Source organism: Flavobacterium hydatis (genome assembly GCF_000737695.1).
GTDB lineage: Bacteria > Bacteroidota > Bacteroidia > Flavobacteriales > Flavobacteriaceae > Flavobacterium > Flavobacterium hydatis.
In genome coordinates this window covers 25,655-45,746 of record NZ_JPRM01000016.1, presented here as the reverse complement: position 1 = coordinate 45,746, position 20,092 = coordinate 25,655, and the positions used below count along the sequence as shown (strand labels likewise).

Genomic DNA, 20,092 nt, shown 5'->3' with positions numbered 1-20,092 from the left:
ATAAGTTATGTAAGCTCATTTAAGAAAACACACAAACTTATATTTTCTTAAATAACTTATATGGTAAAAATATCACTAAAACTCTTAGACAACACAAATAGTCTTTATAATCTCGGGCTAAAAAAACTTAATCCCTTAATCGTAGAAAAATATTTACTTTTTACTTTCGTACATTTGCAGTACATTATAAATCCATACTATAAATGTCCTCACACCATATCGTACGCGACGACCAAGAACCAGCATTAATCATTGCAAATGGCGCTGCCTGCAATCCCGAGTTATTAGGACAATTGTTAGAATGGTCGCCTTTAGTAATCGTATTAGATTCGGCTATAGAGCGCGTAGTTAACCTAGGGATAAAAGTCGACGTCCTTCTTGGCGATTTCGATCGCGGATTCGACCCCGAAAAATATAAAACATCACAATATCCTATAGAGATTGTACATACTCCAGATCAGGACAAAACCGATTTAGAGAAAGCATTTGATTACTTAATCGAACGAAAAATCCCTGCTGCAAATGTAGTTTGGGCAACAGGAAAAAGAGCCGATCATACCATTACAAATCTCACCAATATCGTTCGATACCGAAACTTACTCAAGATAGTAATCCTCGATGATCATTCTAAGATATTTTTATTACCTAATAAATTCGAAAAATGGTATACAGCCAACACACCAATCTCGCTCATCCCGATTGGAGTCGTAAACGGAATCTTTTCGGATAACTTAGTATATCCTTTACAAAACGACACCCTAACAATAGGTTACAGAACTGGTAGTAGCAATGCTGTTGCCAAAGACGGAATCGTTACAATTACCCATACCGATGGCGATTTATTGCTAATGGAATGCATGGATTAATTATTATCTAAGTTAAAATAAGGAGCTATTTCCCGCTGTACACTATATCTTTTTCTGTCAAAAAAAGCCAGAAAAAGGATGCCGTTCCCATCGGGGCTAGGCCAAAATATTTCATAACAACCACTACATACATTTCCAAATTAGGATTACGTACCTTTGCACGGAAATTAAGAATAATGAAAGCTATAAACAACTCCGAGAAAACAAGTCTGCATCCTAGAAACCCGCATCGTTTGCGCTATGACTTCGAACAACTAATCACAGATTGTCCCGAATTAAAGAAGCATGTCATTATAAACGAGCATGATATCGAAACAATTGATTTTAGTAATCCCGAGGCTGTAAAATCGCTTAACAAAGCATTATTAATTCATTATTACGACATACAAAACTGGGATATCCCTAAAGAGTATCTTTGTCCTCCTATTCCAGGAAGAGTTGACTATATTCATTACCTAGCCGATTTATTAGCCACAACAAATAATGGAGTTATTCCAGAAGGCGAAGCCGTTTTAGGCTTAGATATAGGCGTTGGTGCAAATTGTATTTACCCAATATTAGGAAATGCAGCTTATGGATGGAGTTTTGTTGGAACAGATATCGATGAAAAAGCAATCGAAAATTGCAGTAAAATAATCGAAGCCAATCCAAAGCTAATAGATGCTATCAGTTTACAACAACAAACAGAAGCACGTTTTATATTCAAAAATATAATTACACCCGAAGATAGATTTACATTCACAATTTGCAATCCACCATTTCATTCTTCGTCAGAAGAAGCTAATAAAAGTGCTGTTCGAAAAGTAACAAGTCTAAATCCAAAAGCAAATAGAAAAGCTGCCCCTGTTTTAAACTTCGGAGGTCATAATGCCGAACTATGGTGCGATGGAGGAGAAATCGGATTTGTAACCCAAATGATTTACGAAAGTGCCAAATATCCAATGCAATGTTTATGGTTTACAACACTAGTATCTAAAAGAGAGAACCTTTCGAGTATCTATAAAACATTAAATAAAGTGAATGCTTCAATCGTAAAAACAATCGATATGGCACAAGGTCAGAAAACAAGTCGCATTGTAGCATGGTCTTTCCTTACCGAAGCACAACAAGGTAAGTGGAGTTTTAAAAGCGAAAATTAAATAGAATTAATTATTCTATAACATTGTAATTATGATAGATATAACTAAAAAGCTGATACTATAATCATTTGCTTTTTAGTACTTTTAAATTTAATTGAACTTAAGTCTTATGCAGAAATTATTTTTAAAAGTTATCGTAATCCTTTTATTTGCAAGTTGCAGCGCAACAAAAGAGAAAAAGATTGACGATTATATTTTCAAAACAAAAAGCGAAAAAAAAGAATACATCAATTCTTATAATGCTGCATTAAAACTTTGGGGTATTCCTTATCAGGAAGAAAACATAGAAACCAGTTATGGCACAGCTCATATAATTGTAACTGGCCCAAAAGACGGAAAAGATTTAGTATTACTTCACGGAATGGATGCCAGCTCTACCATGTGGTTTCCGAATATTAAAGCATTATCTAAAAATTATCGCGTTTACGCAATAGATTTTTTAATGGAACCAGGAAAGTCTCAAGCTCCTAAAAAATCCCTTACTAGCGAAGAAATAGTAATTTGGTACAATGAGATTTTTAATCACTATAAATTAAAAAACTTTGATGTAATTGGCGCATCACGCGGAGGCTGGATTGCTACATTATTGGCAACTCAAAAAGAAAATAAAATCGACAAGTTGGTTTTAATAAGCCCTGCACAAACATTTAAGAACATCGATAAAATGAGAAAAGCATCTTCGGCATTCTTTTTAAAAATTTTCCCAAATGAGAAAAAATTAAAAAAGACACTAGAAACCTTTTCTTATTATCCCGAAAAAATAAATCCCATTTATAAAAAGCAATTTTATTTAGCCAATAAATATGCAAGATCAAACACCAGCTTTTTGCAAATGCAACCATTCTCTGATGAAGATTTAAAAAAAATAACCATTCCTGTTTTAGTTCTTATCGGAGATCATGATGTCATCAATTCAGACGAAAGTGTAATGCGAGCTAAAGAACTTCTGAGTAATAGTAAAACTGAAACCATCCAAAATGCAGGTCATTTTTTAAGTATCGATCAAGCCGAAAAAGTAAACAAACTAATGATTGACTTTTTAAAATAATTTTCAACGCATACAAGCTCTTATTATTTATTTTTTTGCCACAAATTTCTCCAATTAGCACAAATTTTAAAACTTTGCGAACATTGGCAACCCCACGAACTTAAATTGTTTATAAAGAAATACTGATGAAGCGGATTTTAAAAAAAATAAATAAAAAATCCGTTTTATCAGTGTTTTCGCCTAAGCGAATCTGTTTCATCCGTGTTCCTTTCGCATAGAATTATAACGATTAAAACCTTTGCTACTCAGAACCTTTTTTATCTACAAATTTCAATTTAAGATTTTACTTTGTAACTTTACAATCCCAACAATTCTAAATTATATAAATGAATTTTCAAGTAGTCTCAGATTATAGCCCAAAAGGAGATCAACCGCAAGCAATTGAAAAATTGACCCAAGGTATAATTGACGGTGAAAAATACCAGACCCTCCTTGGAGTAACTGGTTCAGGGAAAACATTTACAGTTGCAAATGTTATTCAGGAAGTGCAAAAACCAACTTTAGTTTTGGCACACAATAAAACATTAGCAGCACAATTATATTCAGAATTCAAACAATTTTTCCCAAACAACGCAGTAGAATATTTCGTTTCCTATTACGATTATTACCAGCCAGAAGCATTTATGCCGGTAACAGGCGTATTTATCGAGAAAGATTTATCTATTAACGAAGAGTTGGAAAAAATGCGTTTAAGCACAACATCTTCCCTACTCTCAGGACGACGAGATATATTAGTCGTAGCTTCCGTTTCTTGTTTATACGGTATCGGAAATCCTGTAGAATTTCAAAAGAATGTTATTGCGATAGAAAAAGATCAGGTAATATCGAGAACCAAATTATTACATAGTCTGGTACAAAGTTTATATTCCAGAACCGAAGCCGATTTTAATCCCGGAAGTTTTAGGATAAAAGGAGATACTGTTGAGGTATATCCTAGTTATGCCGATGATGGATTCAGAATTCACTTTTTTGGAGATGAAATTGAAGAAATAGAATCATTTGATATAAAAACTTCTCAAGTAATCGAGAAATACAATAAACTTACTATTTACCCAGCCAATATGTTTGTAACATCTCCAGATGTATTACAAGGAGCAATTTGGCAAATACAGCAAGACTTGGTAAAACAAGTAGATTATTTTAAAGAAATAGGAAAACATCTGGAGGCCAAACGTCTTGAAGAACGCACCAATTTTGATTTAGAAATGATTCGTGAATTGGGTTATTGTTCCGGTATTGAAAACTATTCTCGTTATCTAGACGGAAGAGAAGCGGGAACAAGACCGTTCTGTTTACTAGATTATTTTCCTGATGATTATTTAATGGTAGTCGACGAAAGTCACGTAACCATATCTCAGGTTCATGCTATGTATGGAGGTGACAGAAGTCGTAAAGAAAACCTTGTAGAATATGGTTTCCGTTTGCCAGCAGCAATGGACAATCGCCCTTTAAAATTCGAAGAATTTGAAGCCATGCAAAATCAGGTAGTTTATGTTTCGGCTACTCCAGCAGATTATGAGTTACAAAAAACAGATGGTGTATATGTAGAGCAAGTAATACGACCTACAGGATTATTAGATCCTATTATCGAAATACGTCCTAGTTTAAATCAAATTGATGATTTAATCGAAGAAATCCAGATTCGTTGCGAGTTAGACGAGCGTGTTTTGGTTACCACATTAACCAAAAGAATGGCCGAAGAATTAGCCAAATACCTGACCAAAGTAAGCATTCGTTGTCGTTACATACACTCTGATGTAGATACTCTGGAACGTATCGAAATCATGCAAGATTTACGAAAAGGAATTTTTGATGTTTTAATTGGAGTAAACTTACTACGTGAAGGTTTGGATTTACCCGAAGTTTCTCTAGTAGCCATTCTTGATGCCGATAAAGAAGGATTTTTGCGTAGCCACAGATCATTAACACAAACTATTGGTCGTGCAGCGAGAAACCTCAACGGAAAAGCAATTATGTATGCCGATAAAATTACGGCAAGTATGCAAAAAACCATTGATGAAACCAATTACCGTCGTACAAAACAAATTAATTACAACCTCGAGAATAATATAACTCCACAGGCATTAAACAAAAAAATTGATAGTGCATTTACCAAAAATCCGTTGGTAGAATATGAATTAGGTCATACCTTGAGTGTAGCAGCCGAACCCGAAACTGCTTACTTATCTAAAGCCGAATTAGAGAAAATGATACGTGAGAAACGCAAATCGATGGAGAAAGCAGCTAAAGAATTAGACTTTCTTCAGGCAGCAAAATTACGTGATGATATTAAAAAGCTACAAGAACAATTGGCTTAATTATGTTGCTCCTGAAAAATTTTCAATAATACTTCAGGATCAATCATCGCATTTGGTGCATTCTTCATTAAATTAAGAATACGTTTAGTCGCTACAGGATTCAATCCCATATCTATAGAAATTTGTTGTATTGCAGCAGCCTCTTTGCTATGCAATATTCCGTCGCAATGCATGATTAATGCCAATCTATAAAATTGCTGAATGCGCTGAAACTCTGATTTTATAACCAAAGGAGGAACTTCCCGATGAAACAAATCTTTAAAAGTTGCTTCATCAATTTTTAATTCCTGAGCAACTAGCGACAAAAAATCAAATTCCCTCTTATGTAATTCTCCATCAACAGTAGAGAAAGAAATCATTTCTAAAAGTAAACTTATTTTTTCGGCATCCGTATTCATCAAATTCATATTTTTAGCTAAAATATTGTTTTTAAATTTAAAATACAAAGAAGTGATGATTCGAGGATTTTTCTTTTTTATTTTTCTGTGGATTACAATCGGAAATGCACAAGAAAGTACAGCCTCTAAGAACGTTTCTACTTTTACTATTGAAGCCCCTCAATTAAAAACCACAAAAAAAATCTGGCTTTATCTTCCTGAAAATTATTCGACTTCAGTCAAAAAAAAATACAGTGTCATTTATATGCATGATGCTCAGAATTTATTTGATGCTAAAACTTCCTATGCAGGCGAATGGAATGTTGATGAAAAACTGGATAGTTTAAAAGCACAAGTTATAGTGGTAGGAATAGAACACGGAAACGAAAAACGATTAGACGAATTAACTCCGTATAAAAATGAAAAATATGGAGGTGGAAATGCTGATGACTATTTAGATTTCATTGTTAAAACCCTAAAACCTTATATTGATAAAAACTTTAGAACCAAGACAAAAGCAAAAAACACAATCATTTTTGGGAGTTCGCTGGGAGGTTTAGTTTCCTATTATGCTATTCTTAAATATCCAGAAATTTTTGGTAAAGCGGGGATTTTCTCCCCTTCTTTTTGGTTCTCAAATAGCATTTATACCAAAACGAAAGAGATTCCTAAAATTAAAACCAAAATTTATTTTTTATGCGGCGATAAAGAAAGTGACGATATGGTAACGGATTTAAACAAAATGGAACGTTTATTAGACACGAAACGCTGCTATTGCTTACATCTCACCAAAACAAAAATTATAAAAGGAGGTGAACATAATGAAAAATTATGGCGCGACGGCTTTGTACAAGCCGTACTTTGGCTCGGTTATTGACAAAAATTTATAGAAAAAATAAGACAAATCATGAAATTAATTTTAAGAGAATACAATCTAAAACTTAAACACACTTTTACTATTTCGAGAGAATCAATTGATTTTCAACCTTCTTTGATTGTCGAATTACAAAGTGATAACTTTTCTGGTTTTGGAGAAGCTACTTCAAACCCTTATTATAAAACAACGGTTCCGATGATGATGGAAGATTTAGAAAAAATCAGAAATATCATTGAAGCAACAGAGAATGAAACTCCTGAAGAATTTTGGGCAAAAATGCATCCGTATTTAAAAGATGATATGTTTGCTTTATGCGCTTTAGATCTTGCTTACAACGATTTATATGCACGCAAAAAAGGCAAAAAATTATATGAATTATGGAATTATACTACTGATAAAAATCCATTAACTGACTATACGATAGGAATTGCTTCTATTGAAAAAATGGTTTCAAAAATGCAAGAGTTACCTTGGCCAATTTATAAAATTAAACTCGGAACCAAAGAAGATATTGCAATTGTAAAAGAACTCAGAAAACATACCGATGCCATTTTTAGAATCGATGCTAATTGCGGCTGGGGAGTTGATGAAACTATTAATAATGCAATTGAATTAAAAAAACTAGGCGTAGAATTTTTAGAACAGCCTATAAAAGCTGATAATTGGGAAGCTCATGCAACTGTTTTTAAGCATTCTGTTTTACCTATAATTGCTGATGAAAGCTGTATTATTGAAGAAGATGTTGCTAAATGTTTCAATCATTTTCATGGTGTAAATGTAAAATTGGTAAAATGTGGTGGCCTAACTCCTGGCAAACGCATGATTGAAGAGGCTAAGAAATTAGGCTTAAAAACAATGGTAGGCTGTATGACTGAATCAACTGTTGGGATTTCTGCAATTGCTCATTTACTACCTCAACTTGATTATGTTGATATGGATGGCGCATTACTTTTAGCAGAAGATATTGCAACTGGTGTAACAATAAAAAATGGTGTAATAAGTTATCCAGAGCTTAACGGAACCGGAGTTACTTTAATATAACAGCATCCATGAATGTCAATCAATTCCCTGATAGAATTATCGAGATTAACCAAGAACAATATTTGTATTTTGGCGGAACAGCCTATTTAGGTTTACCTACAAATAGTGCTTTCCAGGAATTGGTTATAAAAAACATTTTAAAATGGGGAACTACTTATGGAAGTTCCAGAAGTGCCAACATAAAACTTACGGCTTATGAGAATGGCGAAACTTTTTTAGCCAATTTTATAAAAGCAGAGGCTGCTGTCACAGTTTCTTCTGGTATGCTTGCAGGAAAAATGGTTATAGATGAAATAGGGAAACAAACAGATTTATTTTTTCATTTCTCAGATATTCATCCTGCAATACAGAAAAATAGTAGCTTACCTCTTGTAATAAACAATAAAATAAATCCTCGTTTATTAGATGCTGAAACGGAGAAAATTACAATTTTAGTAGATGGAGTTCCTTCTTCTGAAACTAAACCAATTGACTTATCTATTTTAAATCAAATTCCGAAACATAAAGAAATTACTTTAATCATTGATGAATCTCATTCTCTTGGTATTTTAGGTAAAAATGGTTGTGGAATTTATTCTGAAATTAATCTTCCGATTAAAAGAAAAATCATGGTTTCTTCTTTAGGAAAAGCTATGGGCCTAACTGGTGGTGTAATTGCAAGCGATGCTTCTTTTATCAATCAAATAAAAAAACTAGATACTTTTGTTTCTGCCGCTGGGATGAATCCTGCTTTTGTTCAAACATTGGCAGATGCTGCTCTTATTTATATTTTACAACATCAAAAATTAATACAAAATCTGGATTACATCAGCACGAAACTAATTCCTAAGAACACTATTAATTTTAGTAGAACATATCCTTTAATTTATTTAAAATCAAATGGCAGAAATAATGTGTTGCAAGCAAACAAGATTATCATTGCTAATTTTAAATATCAGGAAAATGCAGAAGACCTAAATAGAATTGTAATTACAGCTAATCATACAGCCGAAGATTTAGACAAAATAATTGATATCCTGAACAATTATTAATCTATTATTTTTTTCAATTAAAACTATAAAAAAGAGGAAATCTCAATATGCTTAGATTTCCTCTTTTATGTTTTTAAGGATCAATACGAAAACCTGTAGAGAGAGAAAACTACCACGGAGAACGCAAAGTTTTTAAATATGCTAAGTTTAGTAAAACCACAAAGTTCACAAAGCTTTGTGTACTTAAATTGTGTAAACACAACTTAAACCTTAGTGAACTCTGCCAAAAATCTTTGCGTTCTCTGCGGTGAAAAATAATTAATGAGTATATTTTTTTATGTTTCTCCACAACATTTAGCGTTGATCCATTTTTAACTATGCAACAATTTCTATTGTTTTATATATCCCATAGTTAATTAGCCCACCATAATTTAGTTTCCATTCTATCAGCGCCCTGAGCAGCAACTGCCGCATCATAATTAACCGCATTTAATGTTTTTACATTAGCTCCATAAGCTTGCCTTTGAGGAATTGTTGTAGAACCAATAGCACCAGCAGGAACGGTTAGTGGTACTGCATTAGCTCCAAATCTTCTCCACTCGCACCATCCTTCATACCCTTGCATATATAATGCAATATATTTTTGATAAGCAATCGATTTTATGCCTGCATAAGGAAATTGTAATACATAAGCATCAGCTGCTGCAGTGGTAACTCCCCATTGCGTCATCGAGGCTTTTATTCCATCAGTGTAAAAACTAGTTGCATTACCAGAAATCCAACCTAAAGAAGCTGCTTCTGCTTTCGCAAAATTAACCTGAGCGTACGTATAGAAAAAGGCAGAAGCTGTTTTGTTTTTTATAATCGTATTAGTAATAAAAGAATAATTTGCTACTGTAACATTCCCTACAGAAGAGGTAAGCCCTCCTTTGTATATTCCTCCATTAGTCGATTTTTCAGCAAATTTCTCCAATCTCGGATCTTGTGGTGCAACATTAGTTCCCGTACCAATTAGCATGTTTACAAAAGGCTCACTTACAAGATAATCTGTTCTGGTTTCAAAACGATCTTCCCATGGATTGTCATAAGCCTCATCTGTAATATATGGAAATGTTAAGTTTTGCACATTCGAAGCAATTGTTCCCGCATTCATCGCTTCAATAAATTTTGTTGCAGCATATCCGCCTGCAGCAGGAAATCTATTAGACAAACGTAAAGCCATTGTCATTTTTAAGGTATTTGCAAAACGTTTCCATTCTGACATTTGTGTTGCTTTTACCGTAAAAATTATATCTCCTTTTGGCCCAGCCCCAGCATCTATTAAAGCAAGTGCATTATCAATATCTTTAAATAAACCATCGTAGATTTCTTCCTGAGTATCAAATTTAGGAAACGGAATAGTTGCTACTTGCAATGCCTGAGAATATGGCACCATACCCCAACGGTCTGTGATATGCTGAAAAATGTAGGCTTTAAGAATCATTGCAACTGCAATCTGATTATTATTAGATCCATTTCCTAAAGCAGAAACTGCCGTAGTTGCATCTTTATTTACATTTATGACTGTTTGTAAATTGTTTAAAATCGATACATAACCTATGGTATATTCAAAATTGGTTACGTCATAAATTGTTTCTTTAGGATATTGCCCATTAGTTATATACTGTACATAGCAAAGTGGTTCTGTAGCATTAAGCAAAGAAGACATCGACCTTTCTGCCCCTGTTAATAAGGAAGCGGTATTGGCTATATTTGGATTATTTGGATTTAAATTAGTATCTCCAAAATCGGCATTATCGCATGAAACCGAAACTATGGTCGCTGTTAGCGCTATAATTGATGTTATTATTTTTTTCATTTTTAATAATTATAAAGTTAAAACAACATTTAAACCAATAGATCTGGAATTCGGTAATTGAGCCGTTTCTATAAATGGGGTACTTGTCGTATTATACGATTGTAGTTCGGATGGATCGATATTACGGTTTGCTGCATAAATTAGCCAAAGATTATTGGCATAAACCGCAACATTAATTTTTTGAAAAGGCGTATTTTCTAGCACACTTCTATTCATAGTATAACCTAATCTAAGAGTTCTTAATTTTACATAAGAAGCATCTTCTAGAAAAGGCTCTGTTATTGCTCTAATATTTGCCCAATATGTTTTTGTATTTACACGGTAAGCAACATCATTACCCGTTACAGCATCTACACCTTCAACCAAAAGTCCTCCAGAATTTGGAGCCGCTGTCGAATTAAGAATCGTAGCTGTTGGGGAACTTACACCTGCCAAGTTTACTACAGGATCTCTTTTTGGGTTACCCAAATCATTATTACCAACCGTTTCGATACCAACACCAGTTCTATTAATCAATGAATTAGAAAGGGAATAATATTTTCCTCCTTGCTGAAAGTCAAAACCTAAACTCAAATCAAAATTTTTCACTCTAACAGAAGTTGTTAAACCTCCTGTATATTTTGGTAAAACATTTCCTAAATACACTCCTAACTCTCTCACATAAGCACCAGAAGCATTCAGTTTTGCTTTTCCGTTTGCATCTCTCTCAATTCTACTTCCGTAAATGGCTCCCCATTCCTGTCCTACTTGTTCAACTAACTGAACATTCCCCATGTTTGAATTTCCAGATTGAATAATATTTCTTGTTATTCCTGGTGCAATAGCGACCACTTGCCTATCTAGAGTTGCAAAATTGGCCCCAATATTCCATTCAAAATTAGTAGTCTTGAGTGGTGTTCCAGATAACGCAAGTTCAAAACCTTTGTACGTTTGCTTCCCTCCGTTTTGATACGTTCCCGTTGTTCCAGTAGAGGCATCCAGAGTTATAAGAGAGGGTAATTTGTTATCCAATCTATCAAAATAAGATATATCTAATGAAAGCCTGTTATTAAAGAATTTTAAATCCAGACCATATTCTTTTTCTTGGCGGTTACCTCCTTTTAATCTTGGGTTACTAGGTATAGATTGTGTAGACGAAGTAGGATAAGTGCCATAAGTTGTCCCGACTACATAAATAGGACTCGTTTGATATATTGCTGGAAATTGCGGTGCCATTGCAAATCCTGCTCTAATTTTTCCGAATGAAAAAATACTATTTTCAGGAATGAATTTAGAAAAAACAAAACTTCCAGATATTCCATAAGTCGCTAATTTATTGTCATTAATATCTGCCGTTGATGCAAAGTCATTACGATAAGAAGCATCAACGTATAAGAAATCATCGTAGCCAACTGATCCTGTTAAGAAAGCAGCGCGATTTTGTGACTTAAATCTTTTATTATCTATTAATGGAGCACTAACCGAAGTACTTATGCTATAAAAACCTTCTGAAACCAAACCTCCAACAGTACTATTTTGCATATAAGTCCTGTTGTAAAATTGATATTCAAAACCTAGAGTCCCATTAATATCAAACTTATTAATTTTCTTTTTATAGGTTAAAATCCCTGAAACTTCATCTTTATTAATTATCTGAAGACTTTCTGAATAAGCCGGAATAGCAACTCCTCCCCAAGCGTTGGTAATATCATAATAATCGGTTCCTATATATGTTTTTCTGAGCTCAACACTTGCTATAAAGTCTTTAATGATTTCATAAGAGCCGCCTATTTTCCCATTAAAGGATTTATAATCTTCCTTATTTGGTTGTTCGTATTGATCAAAGAAAGGAGAGTTCCATCCAACTGATTTTCCATTAGTAGGACTCATTCTGTTCCAAGTTACAATTTTACCATTCATGCGATAATCACGTAAATCGTCCATGTTTAATTGTCTTTGAAACCATTGTCTCAAACTAGCTACGGCTGGCAAAATTAAGTTATTACGATTGTATCCTGTAGTTTGCCTGTCCTGGAACAATATCGTAGAAAACACTTTGAATTTTTTACCCAGATTAGCTTCTGCTGTAAGGTTAATATCGTATTGTGTTCTTGCTGTGTTTGGCACAATACCTTCTCTATCTGTTTTTGTCAAACCAAAATTTATAGAGAAATCTTCTCCTCCTTTACTTACGGATAGACTTGCTCTTTTTGTTACTCCTGTATCGTAAAAATTCTTAATATTATTAGGATTAGGTGCGTATGGGGTTAGCTTTCCAAATTCAGGAGTACCTTCTTCCCAACTGTTCCAAGCTCTAACCATTTGCCCTTGCATTCTTGGTCCCCAACTTTCATCAGCAGCATAATCTACAATATCCTGACCATTAAAACTTGCAAAAGACGCTGGGTCTGTTGCTGGATTATAAGTGTATTTTGGAAACGTTTGTGAATACCCACCACCATATTCATTTTGGAATTTGGGAAATAAATAAGCATTTTCTAATGAAGAGCTCAAATTAAACACTACTGAGGTAGCACCTTTTTTTCCTCTTTTAGTAGTAATTACAATAGCTCCATTCCTACCCTCTGGACCATATAACGCAGTTGCCGAAAGTCCTTTTAAAGTATTAATACTTTCAATACTCTCTGGATTAATATCGCCAATTGAGGCTACTTTTATATTATCAACAACATATAATACTCCTGTATTCCCCCTGAGTCGTAGTTCTGATGTTCTAAAATCTCCACTAGGAGAACCTTGAAACTGAACACCCGCAACTTTACCTGCTAAGGCATTATTAATATCTGTTTCTCTAACCGTAACAACATCTGCCACCCTAACTTTCTGGGTAGAGTAACCCAGAGATTTTTGATCTCTTTTCAGTCCTAATGCAGTAACGACAACTCCATCTAGTTCGTTTGCACCAGAATTCATCTTGACATTTAATACCTCATCGGTTACAGTAACTTTAGAAGTTTTATATCCGATATATGAAAAAACTAAAACAGAACCTTTATTGGCGCTTATTTTATAATCTCCATCTAATCCTGACGAGGTTCCATTTGTCCCGCCTTCTTCCTGAATATTTACACCCGGTATAGGCATACCTTGTTCATCAGTTACAATTCCTTTTACCGTTAATTTTTGCGCAAATAAAATTGTTGTCGCAAATAAGAACAAAACAAAGGAAAAAATGATTTCTTTCTGTTTCATAAAACTTAGTTAAAATTGGTTAATAGTTTGGTTTTATTTTAACGCAATTTAACACTTTACACTTACAAAGTGATTTTTATTATAACAACATATAGAACAATTCTTATTTTATAAGCATTATATTGTAATAATTATCTACTAACTAAAATGCTAATAGATAATTTTATAGTTATACTGTAAGGCTAAATAATTTTGATTCTTCTGGAATTAGAGAAATCCATTCGATTAGATTAAAATTTTGAGACCAACTATAATTTAAAAGATATAGAAACGTACCTTTGTAAAAAATTAAACGATGACAAATAACGATATCCTAAAAAAACTACGCGTGGCCTTAATGCTCCGTGACGACCAAATAGTTGAAATATTAGAATTGGTAGATTTTAGAATTTCAAAATCAGAGTTGGGTGCTTTTTTTAGAGCCGAAGACCATGAGAACTATATGGAGTGTGGGGATCAGGTATTGCGTAACTTCTTAAACGGATTAGTAATTCATTTAAGAGGAACAAAAGAAAATCCTAAAAACCCTAATGAGGTTTTAGCTAAACACAAAGCAGAAATTCCTGCAAAAGGTAGCACAAAGGAAAGACCAGAGTTTAAAGCAAAACCAAAAGATGAAGAAGGTGCCAGAGGAGATCAAAGGCCATCTAAATCTGGAACTGGTGCTAAAAAGCCATTCAAAAAGAGTAATAGTAAGTCTACTCCAAAAATACAAGTAGTTGAAAAAGTAAAATTCAACTTCGGTAAAAACAAAAAATCCTAAGCTCACACTTAGGATTTTTTTTATACCATAATGTTAAAGTAAAATCATTTCTGTGTTTTCAATCCCAATTCTGAATTCTTTTTGAATTTGAATCTGTATTTTTGTCTAAAATTAGATATTAAAACATGAAAAGACTTATTTTATTTTTAGCATTCGTATTCGTTACCCAAATACATGCACAAGAACGTCCAAAACTAGTAGTTGGTATTGTAGTGGATCAAATGAAGATGGAATATCTCTATCGGTTCTCAGATGACTTTAGTCCAAATGGATTCAAAAGGCTTATGAATAATGGATACACGTTTCAGAACATGCATTACAATTACATGCCTACTTACACTGCTCCAGGACATGCATCTATTTACACTGGAACAACTCCTGCAACACACGGAATTGTAAGTAACGAATGGTTTAGCCGAAAATTAGGAAAACAAATGTATTGTACTGATGATGCAGGTGTAGTAACTGTAGGTGATGGTACAAAGGAAGAAGGCGCAATGTCTCCAAAAAACTTATTAAGCACAACTATAACTGACGAGTTAAGAATGGCTACCAATTTTCAAGGAAAAGTAATTGGTGTGAGTCTTAAAGATCGTGGGGCTATTTTGCCAGCAGGACACTTTGCTAATTGGGCTTTTTGGTATAGCAAAACAGGATCATTTATTTCTAGTACTTTTTACGGAGATAAATTACCTGATTGGGTAACTGAATTTAATGGTGAGAAACGTTATTTATCATATATAAATAAAGGTTGGGATCTTTACAAACCTCTTTCTGTTTATACTAGTAAAAGTTTACCAGATAATAATCCATACGAAGGAAAATTATACAATAGTGCCGCACCAGTTTTTCCATACAACTTAAAAGATATGTATGATAAAAATGATGCAGGAATTATTCGTTCTACTCCATTCGGAAATGACTTACTTGCCGATTTTGCAAAAAGAGCAATCGAAAAAGAAGAATTAGGAAAAGATAATATTACAGATTTCTTAACTGTTAGTTTCTCATCTACAGATTACGTTGGACATTTATTAGGACCACGTTCTATGGAATTACAAGATACTTACTTGCGTTTAGATCAAACTATAGCCGACTTTTTAGCTTACCTTGACAAAACTGTTGGTAAAGATAATTACCTACTTTTCTTAACTGCTGATCACGCAGGAGCAGAAAATGTAAATTACCTTAAAGATCGTAAATACAATGTAGACAACGTTAGTCCAAAAGATACTCGTAAAAATCTAACTGATTTTTCAGTAAAAACTTTTGGTGTAGATTTAGTTTTAAACTACTCTAGTTTCAACTTATTCTTTAATAAAGAAATAATCAAAACCAAAAAACTTGATTTAGTAAAAGTTAAACAAGCTTTCAAAGATTATTTAATGACTCAGGATTATGTAAAAAGAGTATATACTGAAGAAGATATTTTAAATGCTACAGGTAATGATTACTATTTAAACTTTATTGTAAAAGGATATGATGTAACTCAAAACGGAGATTTAATTGTTCTTGACAAACCTGGTTATATCGAATATATGGGAACAGGGACATCTCACGGAACACCATATACTTATGATACACACGTTCCTGCAATTTTTTACGGTTGGCATATTAAAAAAGGAGAATCATACAATAAGAAAACGATTACTCAGATTGCACCAACAATTGCACAAAAAATAAAAGTAACGTTCCCGAACGGAACTGAAGCAAATGTTCTGGAAGAAGTTTTAGATAAAGAAAAAAAATAATCTTTTTTCATACTCATAAAAAAGGGCTGTATTTAATAAATACAGTCCTTTTTTGCTATATCCTATTTTCTCTTTTACCTCTCATATTGTTCGTTTTTATATCACCACCTCTTAATTAAAGACATTTTTCTCCTTTATTTTGTATTAATTTATTAGCACTTTTAAAACTTCGCAAACAAACCTTACAAGTAAATCTCTTAAACTAAAAAAACAATACTCCAATAAATTGTTAAAACACCTCATATTACCTTATATTTAAGATAATTTACCTCATTATACATCAAACTTTACTATCTGATAAATATCATCATAATGTAGGTATTAAGTAAATAAATTTAATACTACAATTAAGGGATATTATTATGATTAAGATTTTAAATTATTTATTACCACCACGTAAATGGGTACCCTTTGTTATAATGGCAGTGGGAATAGGGATGGGATTATTTGCTTATTTATTGTATGTATCTAATGCGGTATCATACCTCTCCGACGATCCTAAAACATGCGTTAACTGCCATGTAATGACTCCTTTTTATGCCACTTGGCAACATAGCTCACACGCTAGAGTTACCAATTGCAATGATTGTCATGTACCACACAACAATGCTTTTAACAAATACTTTTTTAAAGCAAAAGATGGGATTTATCATGCAACCATATTTACATGGAGGGCAGAGCCACAAGTTATACATATAAAGGAAGCAGGAACAGATGTAGTTCAAAAAAACTGTCAGCGTTGTCATAGCGATCTTAATGCAAATGTGAGTACAAAAGGAGTTACTCTAGAAAGCAAAAAACATGGAGAAGGAAAATTATGCTGGGATTGTCATCGCGAAGTTCCTCACGGCAGAGTAAATAGTTTATCGTCTGTGCCAAATGCAAGAGTTCCTTTATTAGAATCTCCTATTCCAGAATGGCTACAAAAACAAACCGACAGTACAAAAACTGCAAAGAAAGAAGAATCGAATAAACCAAAATAGAATTAAAATTTTCAATTAAATACAGATATAATTATGGCACCTCTAAAAGAAATTATAAAACGCAAACCTTGGTTAGGATGGGTAATGTTTGGCATCACCATGTTAGTAGTGTTTATGCTTGGCTTATTAGTTAATAGCGTAATGGAACGTCGTACAGAAGCTTTGTTTGTTAATAAAGTATTAGCTCCTGTAGGCGAGTTTGAATCAAGAAATGAAGTTTGGGGAGCAAATTATCCTCGTGAATTTCAAACCTACTACCAAACTGCCGATACAAGTTTTACAAGTATGTATGGTGGCGGAAAAATGAGAGATATGCTACATGAAGATCCACGTATGGTAGTTCTTTGGGCAGGTTATGCTTTCTCTAAAGATTATAATCAAGGTAGAGGTCACTTTTATGCATTAGATGACATTAATAATACCCTAAGAACCGGAGCTCCAAAAGGCCCGCAAGACGGACCTCAACCCTCTAGTTGCTGGGTATGTAAATCTCCAGATGTACCCCGTATGATGGATAAACTAGGTATAGATGAATTTTACAAACAAACTTGGGCAGCTTTAGGACCTGAAATTGTAAATCCTATCGGATGTGCCGATTGTCATGATTCTAAAACAATGAACCTAAAAATTACACGTCCTGCATTAATCGAAGCGTTTAAAGAGCAAGGAAAAGATATTACCAAAGCAACACATAACGAAATGCGCTCATTGGTTTGTGCACAATGCCACGTAGAATATTATTTTGATAAAAAAACTGTAGAAGGAGCTGTTAAAGTAAAATTCCCATGGAAAAATGGTATGACTGTAGAGGATATGGAGAAATATTATGATGATATCGATTTTACAGACTTTACCCATGCACTAAGTAAAGCACCAATTCTTAAAGCACAACATCCAGATTACGAAATTCATCAAATGGGTATTCACGGACAAAGAGGTGTTTCTTGTGCCGATTGCCATATGCCATACAAAAGTGAAGGTGGACAAAAATTTACCGATCATAAAATACAATCTCCACTTAATAACGTAGCAAATTCTTGTCAGGTTTGTCACCGAGAAGAAGAAAAAACATTAGTTGCAAACGTAAATGAACGTCAGCAAAAAATTCATCAAATACGTATTGAGCTAGAAGATCAATTGGTAAAAGCACATCTAGAAGCAAAACTAGCTTGGGACAAAGGAGCTACAGAAGCTCAGATGAAAGGTATCTTAAAATTAATACGTCAATCACAATGGCGTTGGGACTATGCTGCAGCATCACACGGAGGATCATTTCATGCTCCATTAGAAACGGCAAGAGTTATTACAAATGGTTTAAATAAAGCAGCTGAAGCAAGAATAGGTTTAAGCAAAGTATTAGCTTCATTAGGACAAACTGGACCTATTCAATATCCTGATATTTCTACCAAAGAAAAAGCACAGAAATTCATAGGACTTGATATAGACAAAGAAAAAGCCAATAAAGCCGAATTCAAAAAAACAGTTTTACCAAAATGGCTAGACGAAGCTAAAAAAAAGCAACTGTTATATTCTGATCAGGCCAAATAAAACCAAATAAGTTTAGAGAGGGTTCGTATATGTTATTATCAACCATACAGAACCCTCTTTAATTAAAAGTTCCAAATTAAAAATAAGAATGAGATTAGTTAATTTTGAAAAACATAAAATGCCTAAAAGAAAGCTCTGGCAATATCCCTGGGATTATAAAGAATCTTTTATAATCGCTGCCGGATTATTACTAACTGGTTATTTGCTACAAATAACAACCAGAACTAGTATTAAAGCCATTGGAGCACCTACAAATTACATTATAGGAGGTTTATTTATTGGTATGTTGCTTTTGTTACATTTTACCAGTAGGACACATCCTTGGGTAAAATGGCTGAGGTCAGTACCAGCATCCGTTAGTGCGATTGTCTTGGTTTTAATACAAGCCGTTATTATGGGAACACTACCTCAACAAAATTTTGTCGAGGGAGTAAAACCAGATTTATTCGGATTTTCGTTTGTATTAACCAGTTGGCCATTTATCATAGCACAATTGTATTTTCTTATTACACTTGGTCTCGCAACTCTTAATAGAATGACGCCTTGGCAATGGAAAAACTGGGGATTCATATTAAATCACTTAGGACTTTTTATCGCAATGACAGCAGGAATTTTGGGTAGCGGAGATTTACAACGCTATACCATGAAGTTATACGAAAACCAATTGGTTTGGGGAGCCGAAAATGAAAAAGGAGACATGATACCAATGCCTATTGCCTTTGAACTCACGAGCTTTGATATGGAAACCTTTGCTCCAAAACTTGCCTTTGCCGATATTACAAACAATAGCATTGAGACAAAAGGAGTAAATGCACTTAGGATGATTAATAAAGGAGATAGCTATGATTACAAAGGCTATAAAATTAAAATCATCAATTATATAGAAAACAGCAAGTTTACAGGCAATGGTTATTTTCAGGTAAATGAAGAAGGTGCAACTCCTGCAGCATTAGTCGAAGTAAAATCGGCCACAATAGATACTACAGCATGGATTAGTTGCGGAAGTTTTGCAACCGAATATTCCTATTTACAATTAAACGATAAAGAAGCAATCGTAATGCTGCAACCCGAAGCAAAAAAATACAGTTCCCACGTAAATGTGTTTGTTAAAGACCAAAAAAATGACAAAACAGTAATCGAAGTCAATAAACCATATAGAGTAAACGGATGGAAAGTGTACCAATTAAGTTATGATGAAAAATTCGGAAAATGGTCTAAATTAAGCGTTATAGAATTAGTTCGCGATCCATGGTTACCTATTGTTTACTCCGGAATTTTCATGATGATAATTGGGGCTGTTTACTTGATATTTAAAGGAAGAGGAACGGTAGTTTAAATAACTACCTCCTTAAATGAATGT

Annotated in this window: 15 protein-coding genes; 12 read left to right on the top strand and 3 right to left on the bottom strand. The window is 33.7% G+C overall.

The annotated features are described in order from the left end of the window. Window positions 1-203 precede the first annotated feature (203 nt). The 4 genes from IW20_RS11755 (at window position 204) to uvrB (ending at window position 5,371) form a co-directional block, all read left to right on the top strand. Window positions 204-866, top strand: a complete 663-nt coding sequence (locus IW20_RS11755; protein WP_035622340.1) for a thiamine diphosphokinase — start codon at window positions 204-206, stop codon at window positions 864-866. A 176-nt stretch (window positions 867-1,042) separates the two neighbouring features. After that, the gene (gene rlmF, locus IW20_RS11750) at window positions 1,043-2,005 is read left to right on the top strand and encodes a 23S rRNA (adenine(1618)-N(6))-methyltransferase RlmF (protein ID WP_035622337.1); all 963 of its coding nucleotides are present in this window, start codon (window positions 1,043-1,045) and stop codon (window positions 2,003-2,005) included. Window positions 2,006-2,114: 109 nt separating this feature from the next. Beyond that, window positions 2,115-3,053 carry an alpha/beta fold hydrolase gene (locus IW20_RS11745; RefSeq protein WP_035622335.1) on the top strand — a complete coding sequence of 313 codons (939 nt, stop codon included), beginning with the start codon at window positions 2,115-2,117 and terminating at the stop codon, window positions 3,051-3,053. Between the two features lie 326 nt (window positions 3,054-3,379). Beyond that, a complete protein-coding gene (gene uvrB / locus IW20_RS11740; protein WP_035622332.1) occupies window positions 3,380-5,371 on the top strand; it encodes an excinuclease ABC subunit UvrB in 1,992 nt (663 codons plus the stop codon). On the opposite strand, the gene IW20_RS11735 is transcribed toward uvrB, so the two are convergent. Beyond that, the gene (locus tag IW20_RS11735) at window positions 5,368-5,778 is read right to left on the bottom strand and encodes an excinuclease ABC subunit B (protein WP_316930663.1); all 411 of its coding nucleotides are present in this window, start codon (window positions 5,776-5,778) and stop codon (window positions 5,368-5,370) included. The two genes, uvrB and IW20_RS11735, sit on opposite strands and share 4 nt — an antisense overlap. A 46-nt stretch (window positions 5,779-5,824) precedes the next feature. Between IW20_RS11735 and IW20_RS11730 the strand changes: the two genes are divergently transcribed. Genes IW20_RS11730 through IW20_RS11720 form a run of 3 tightly spaced genes read left to right on the top strand, consistent with a single transcriptional unit; the run spans window position 5,825 to window position 8,697 of the window. Further along, the gene (locus IW20_RS11730) at window positions 5,825-6,625 is read left to right on the top strand and encodes an alpha/beta hydrolase (RefSeq protein WP_035622329.1); all 801 of its coding nucleotides are present in this window, start codon (window positions 5,825-5,827) and stop codon (window positions 6,623-6,625) included. 30 nt (window positions 6,626-6,655) lie between these two features. Continuing rightward, window positions 6,656-7,666, top strand: coding sequence for a dipeptide epimerase (locus IW20_RS11725; protein ID WP_035622327.1), 1,011 nt, complete (start codon window positions 6,656-6,658; stop codon window positions 7,664-7,666). A gap of 8 nt (window positions 7,667-7,674) precedes the next feature. Further along, window positions 7,675-8,697 carry an aminotransferase class I/II-fold pyridoxal phosphate-dependent enzyme gene (locus IW20_RS11720; protein WP_035622325.1) on the top strand — a complete coding sequence of 341 codons (1,023 nt, stop codon included), beginning with the start codon at window positions 7,675-7,677 and terminating at the stop codon, window positions 8,695-8,697. Between the two features lie 352 nt (window positions 8,698-9,049). On the opposite strand, the gene IW20_RS11715 is transcribed toward IW20_RS11720, so the two are convergent. Together IW20_RS11715 and IW20_RS11710 are read right to left on the bottom strand one after the other, a co-directional pair. After that, a complete protein-coding gene (locus IW20_RS11715) occupies window positions 9,050-10,495 on the bottom strand; it encodes a SusD/RagB family nutrient-binding outer membrane lipoprotein (RefSeq protein WP_035622323.1) in 1,446 nt (481 codons plus the stop codon). 9 nt (window positions 10,496-10,504) lie between these two features. Further along, window positions 10,505-13,687, bottom strand: coding sequence for a SusC/RagA family TonB-linked outer membrane protein (locus IW20_RS11710; RefSeq protein ID WP_035622318.1), 3,183 nt, complete (start codon window positions 13,685-13,687; stop codon window positions 10,505-10,507). Between the two features lie 295 nt (window positions 13,688-13,982). Between IW20_RS11710 and IW20_RS11705 the strand changes: the two genes are divergently transcribed. The 5 genes from IW20_RS11705 to IW20_RS11685 all read left to right on the top strand — a co-directional run bounded on the left by IW20_RS11705 (window position 13,983) and on the right by IW20_RS11685 (window position 20,068). Next, window positions 13,983-14,450, top strand: a complete 468-nt coding sequence (locus IW20_RS11705; RefSeq protein WP_035622315.1) for a DUF1456 family protein — start codon at window positions 13,983-13,985, stop codon at window positions 14,448-14,450. A gap of 125 nt (window positions 14,451-14,575) precedes the next feature. Next, window positions 14,576-16,201 carry an alkaline phosphatase PafA gene (gene pafA / locus IW20_RS11700; RefSeq protein WP_035622311.1) on the top strand — a complete coding sequence of 542 codons (1,626 nt, stop codon included), beginning with the start codon at window positions 14,576-14,578 and terminating at the stop codon, window positions 16,199-16,201. A gap of 362 nt (window positions 16,202-16,563) precedes the next feature. Beyond that, on the top strand, window positions 16,564-17,184 hold the full coding sequence (gene nrfH / locus IW20_RS11695; protein WP_035622308.1) for a cytochrome c nitrite reductase small subunit: 621 nt from the start codon (window positions 16,564-16,566) through the stop codon (window positions 17,182-17,184). A 54-nt stretch (window positions 17,185-17,238) separates the two neighbouring features. Beyond that, window positions 17,239-18,732 (top strand): ammonia-forming cytochrome c nitrite reductase, encoded by a 1,494-nt coding sequence (gene nrfA / locus IW20_RS11690; RefSeq protein ID WP_205625910.1) that lies wholly within the window; start codon window positions 17,239-17,241, stop codon window positions 18,730-18,732. An 88-nt stretch (window positions 18,733-18,820) separates the two neighbouring features. Continuing rightward, window positions 18,821-20,068, top strand: coding sequence for a cytochrome c biogenesis protein ResB (locus IW20_RS11685; RefSeq protein WP_035622302.1), 1,248 nt, complete (start codon window positions 18,821-18,823; stop codon window positions 20,066-20,068). Window positions 20,069-20,092 lie beyond the last annotated feature (24 nt).

What these genes read in the sequence shown, in the direction of transcription:
- IW20_RS11755 (WP_035622340.1), top strand. Translation starts at nt 204, where the DNA reads ATGTCCTCACACCATATCGTACGCGACGACCAAGAACCAGCATTAATC.
- rlmF (WP_035622337.1), top strand. Translation starts at nt 1,043, where the DNA reads ATGAAAGCTATAAACAACTCCGAGAAAACAAGTCTGCATCCTAGAAAC.
- IW20_RS11745 (WP_035622335.1), top strand. Translation starts at nt 2,115, where the DNA reads ATGCAGAAATTATTTTTAAAAGTTATCGTAATCCTTTTATTTGCAAGT.
- uvrB (WP_035622332.1), top strand. Translation starts at nt 3,380, where the DNA reads ATGAATTTTCAAGTAGTCTCAGATTATAGCCCAAAAGGAGATCAACCG.
- IW20_RS11735 (WP_316930663.1), bottom strand. Translation starts at nt 5,778, where the DNA reads ATGAATTTGATGAATACGGATGCCGAAAAAATAAGTTTACTTTTAGAA.
- IW20_RS11730 (WP_035622329.1), top strand. Translation starts at nt 5,825, where the DNA reads ATGATTCGAGGATTTTTCTTTTTTATTTTTCTGTGGATTACAATCGGA.
- IW20_RS11725 (WP_035622327.1), top strand. Translation starts at nt 6,656, where the DNA reads ATGAAATTAATTTTAAGAGAATACAATCTAAAACTTAAACACACTTTT.
- IW20_RS11720 (WP_035622325.1), top strand. Translation starts at nt 7,675, where the DNA reads ATGAATGTCAATCAATTCCCTGATAGAATTATCGAGATTAACCAAGAA.
- IW20_RS11715 (WP_035622323.1), bottom strand. Translation starts at nt 10,495, where the DNA reads ATGAAAAAAATAATAACATCAATTATAGCGCTAACAGCGACCATAGTT.
- IW20_RS11710 (WP_035622318.1), bottom strand. Translation starts at nt 13,687, where the DNA reads ATGAAACAGAAAGAAATCATTTTTTCCTTTGTTTTGTTCTTATTTGCG.
- IW20_RS11705 (WP_035622315.1), top strand. Translation starts at nt 13,983, where the DNA reads ATGACAAATAACGATATCCTAAAAAAACTACGCGTGGCCTTAATGCTC.
- pafA (WP_035622311.1), top strand. Translation starts at nt 14,576, where the DNA reads ATGAAAAGACTTATTTTATTTTTAGCATTCGTATTCGTTACCCAAATA.
- nrfH (WP_035622308.1), top strand. Translation starts at nt 16,564, where the DNA reads ATGATTAAGATTTTAAATTATTTATTACCACCACGTAAATGGGTACCC.
- IW20_RS11685 (WP_035622302.1), top strand. Translation starts at nt 18,821, where the DNA reads ATGAGATTAGTTAATTTTGAAAAACATAAAATGCCTAAAAGAAAGCTC.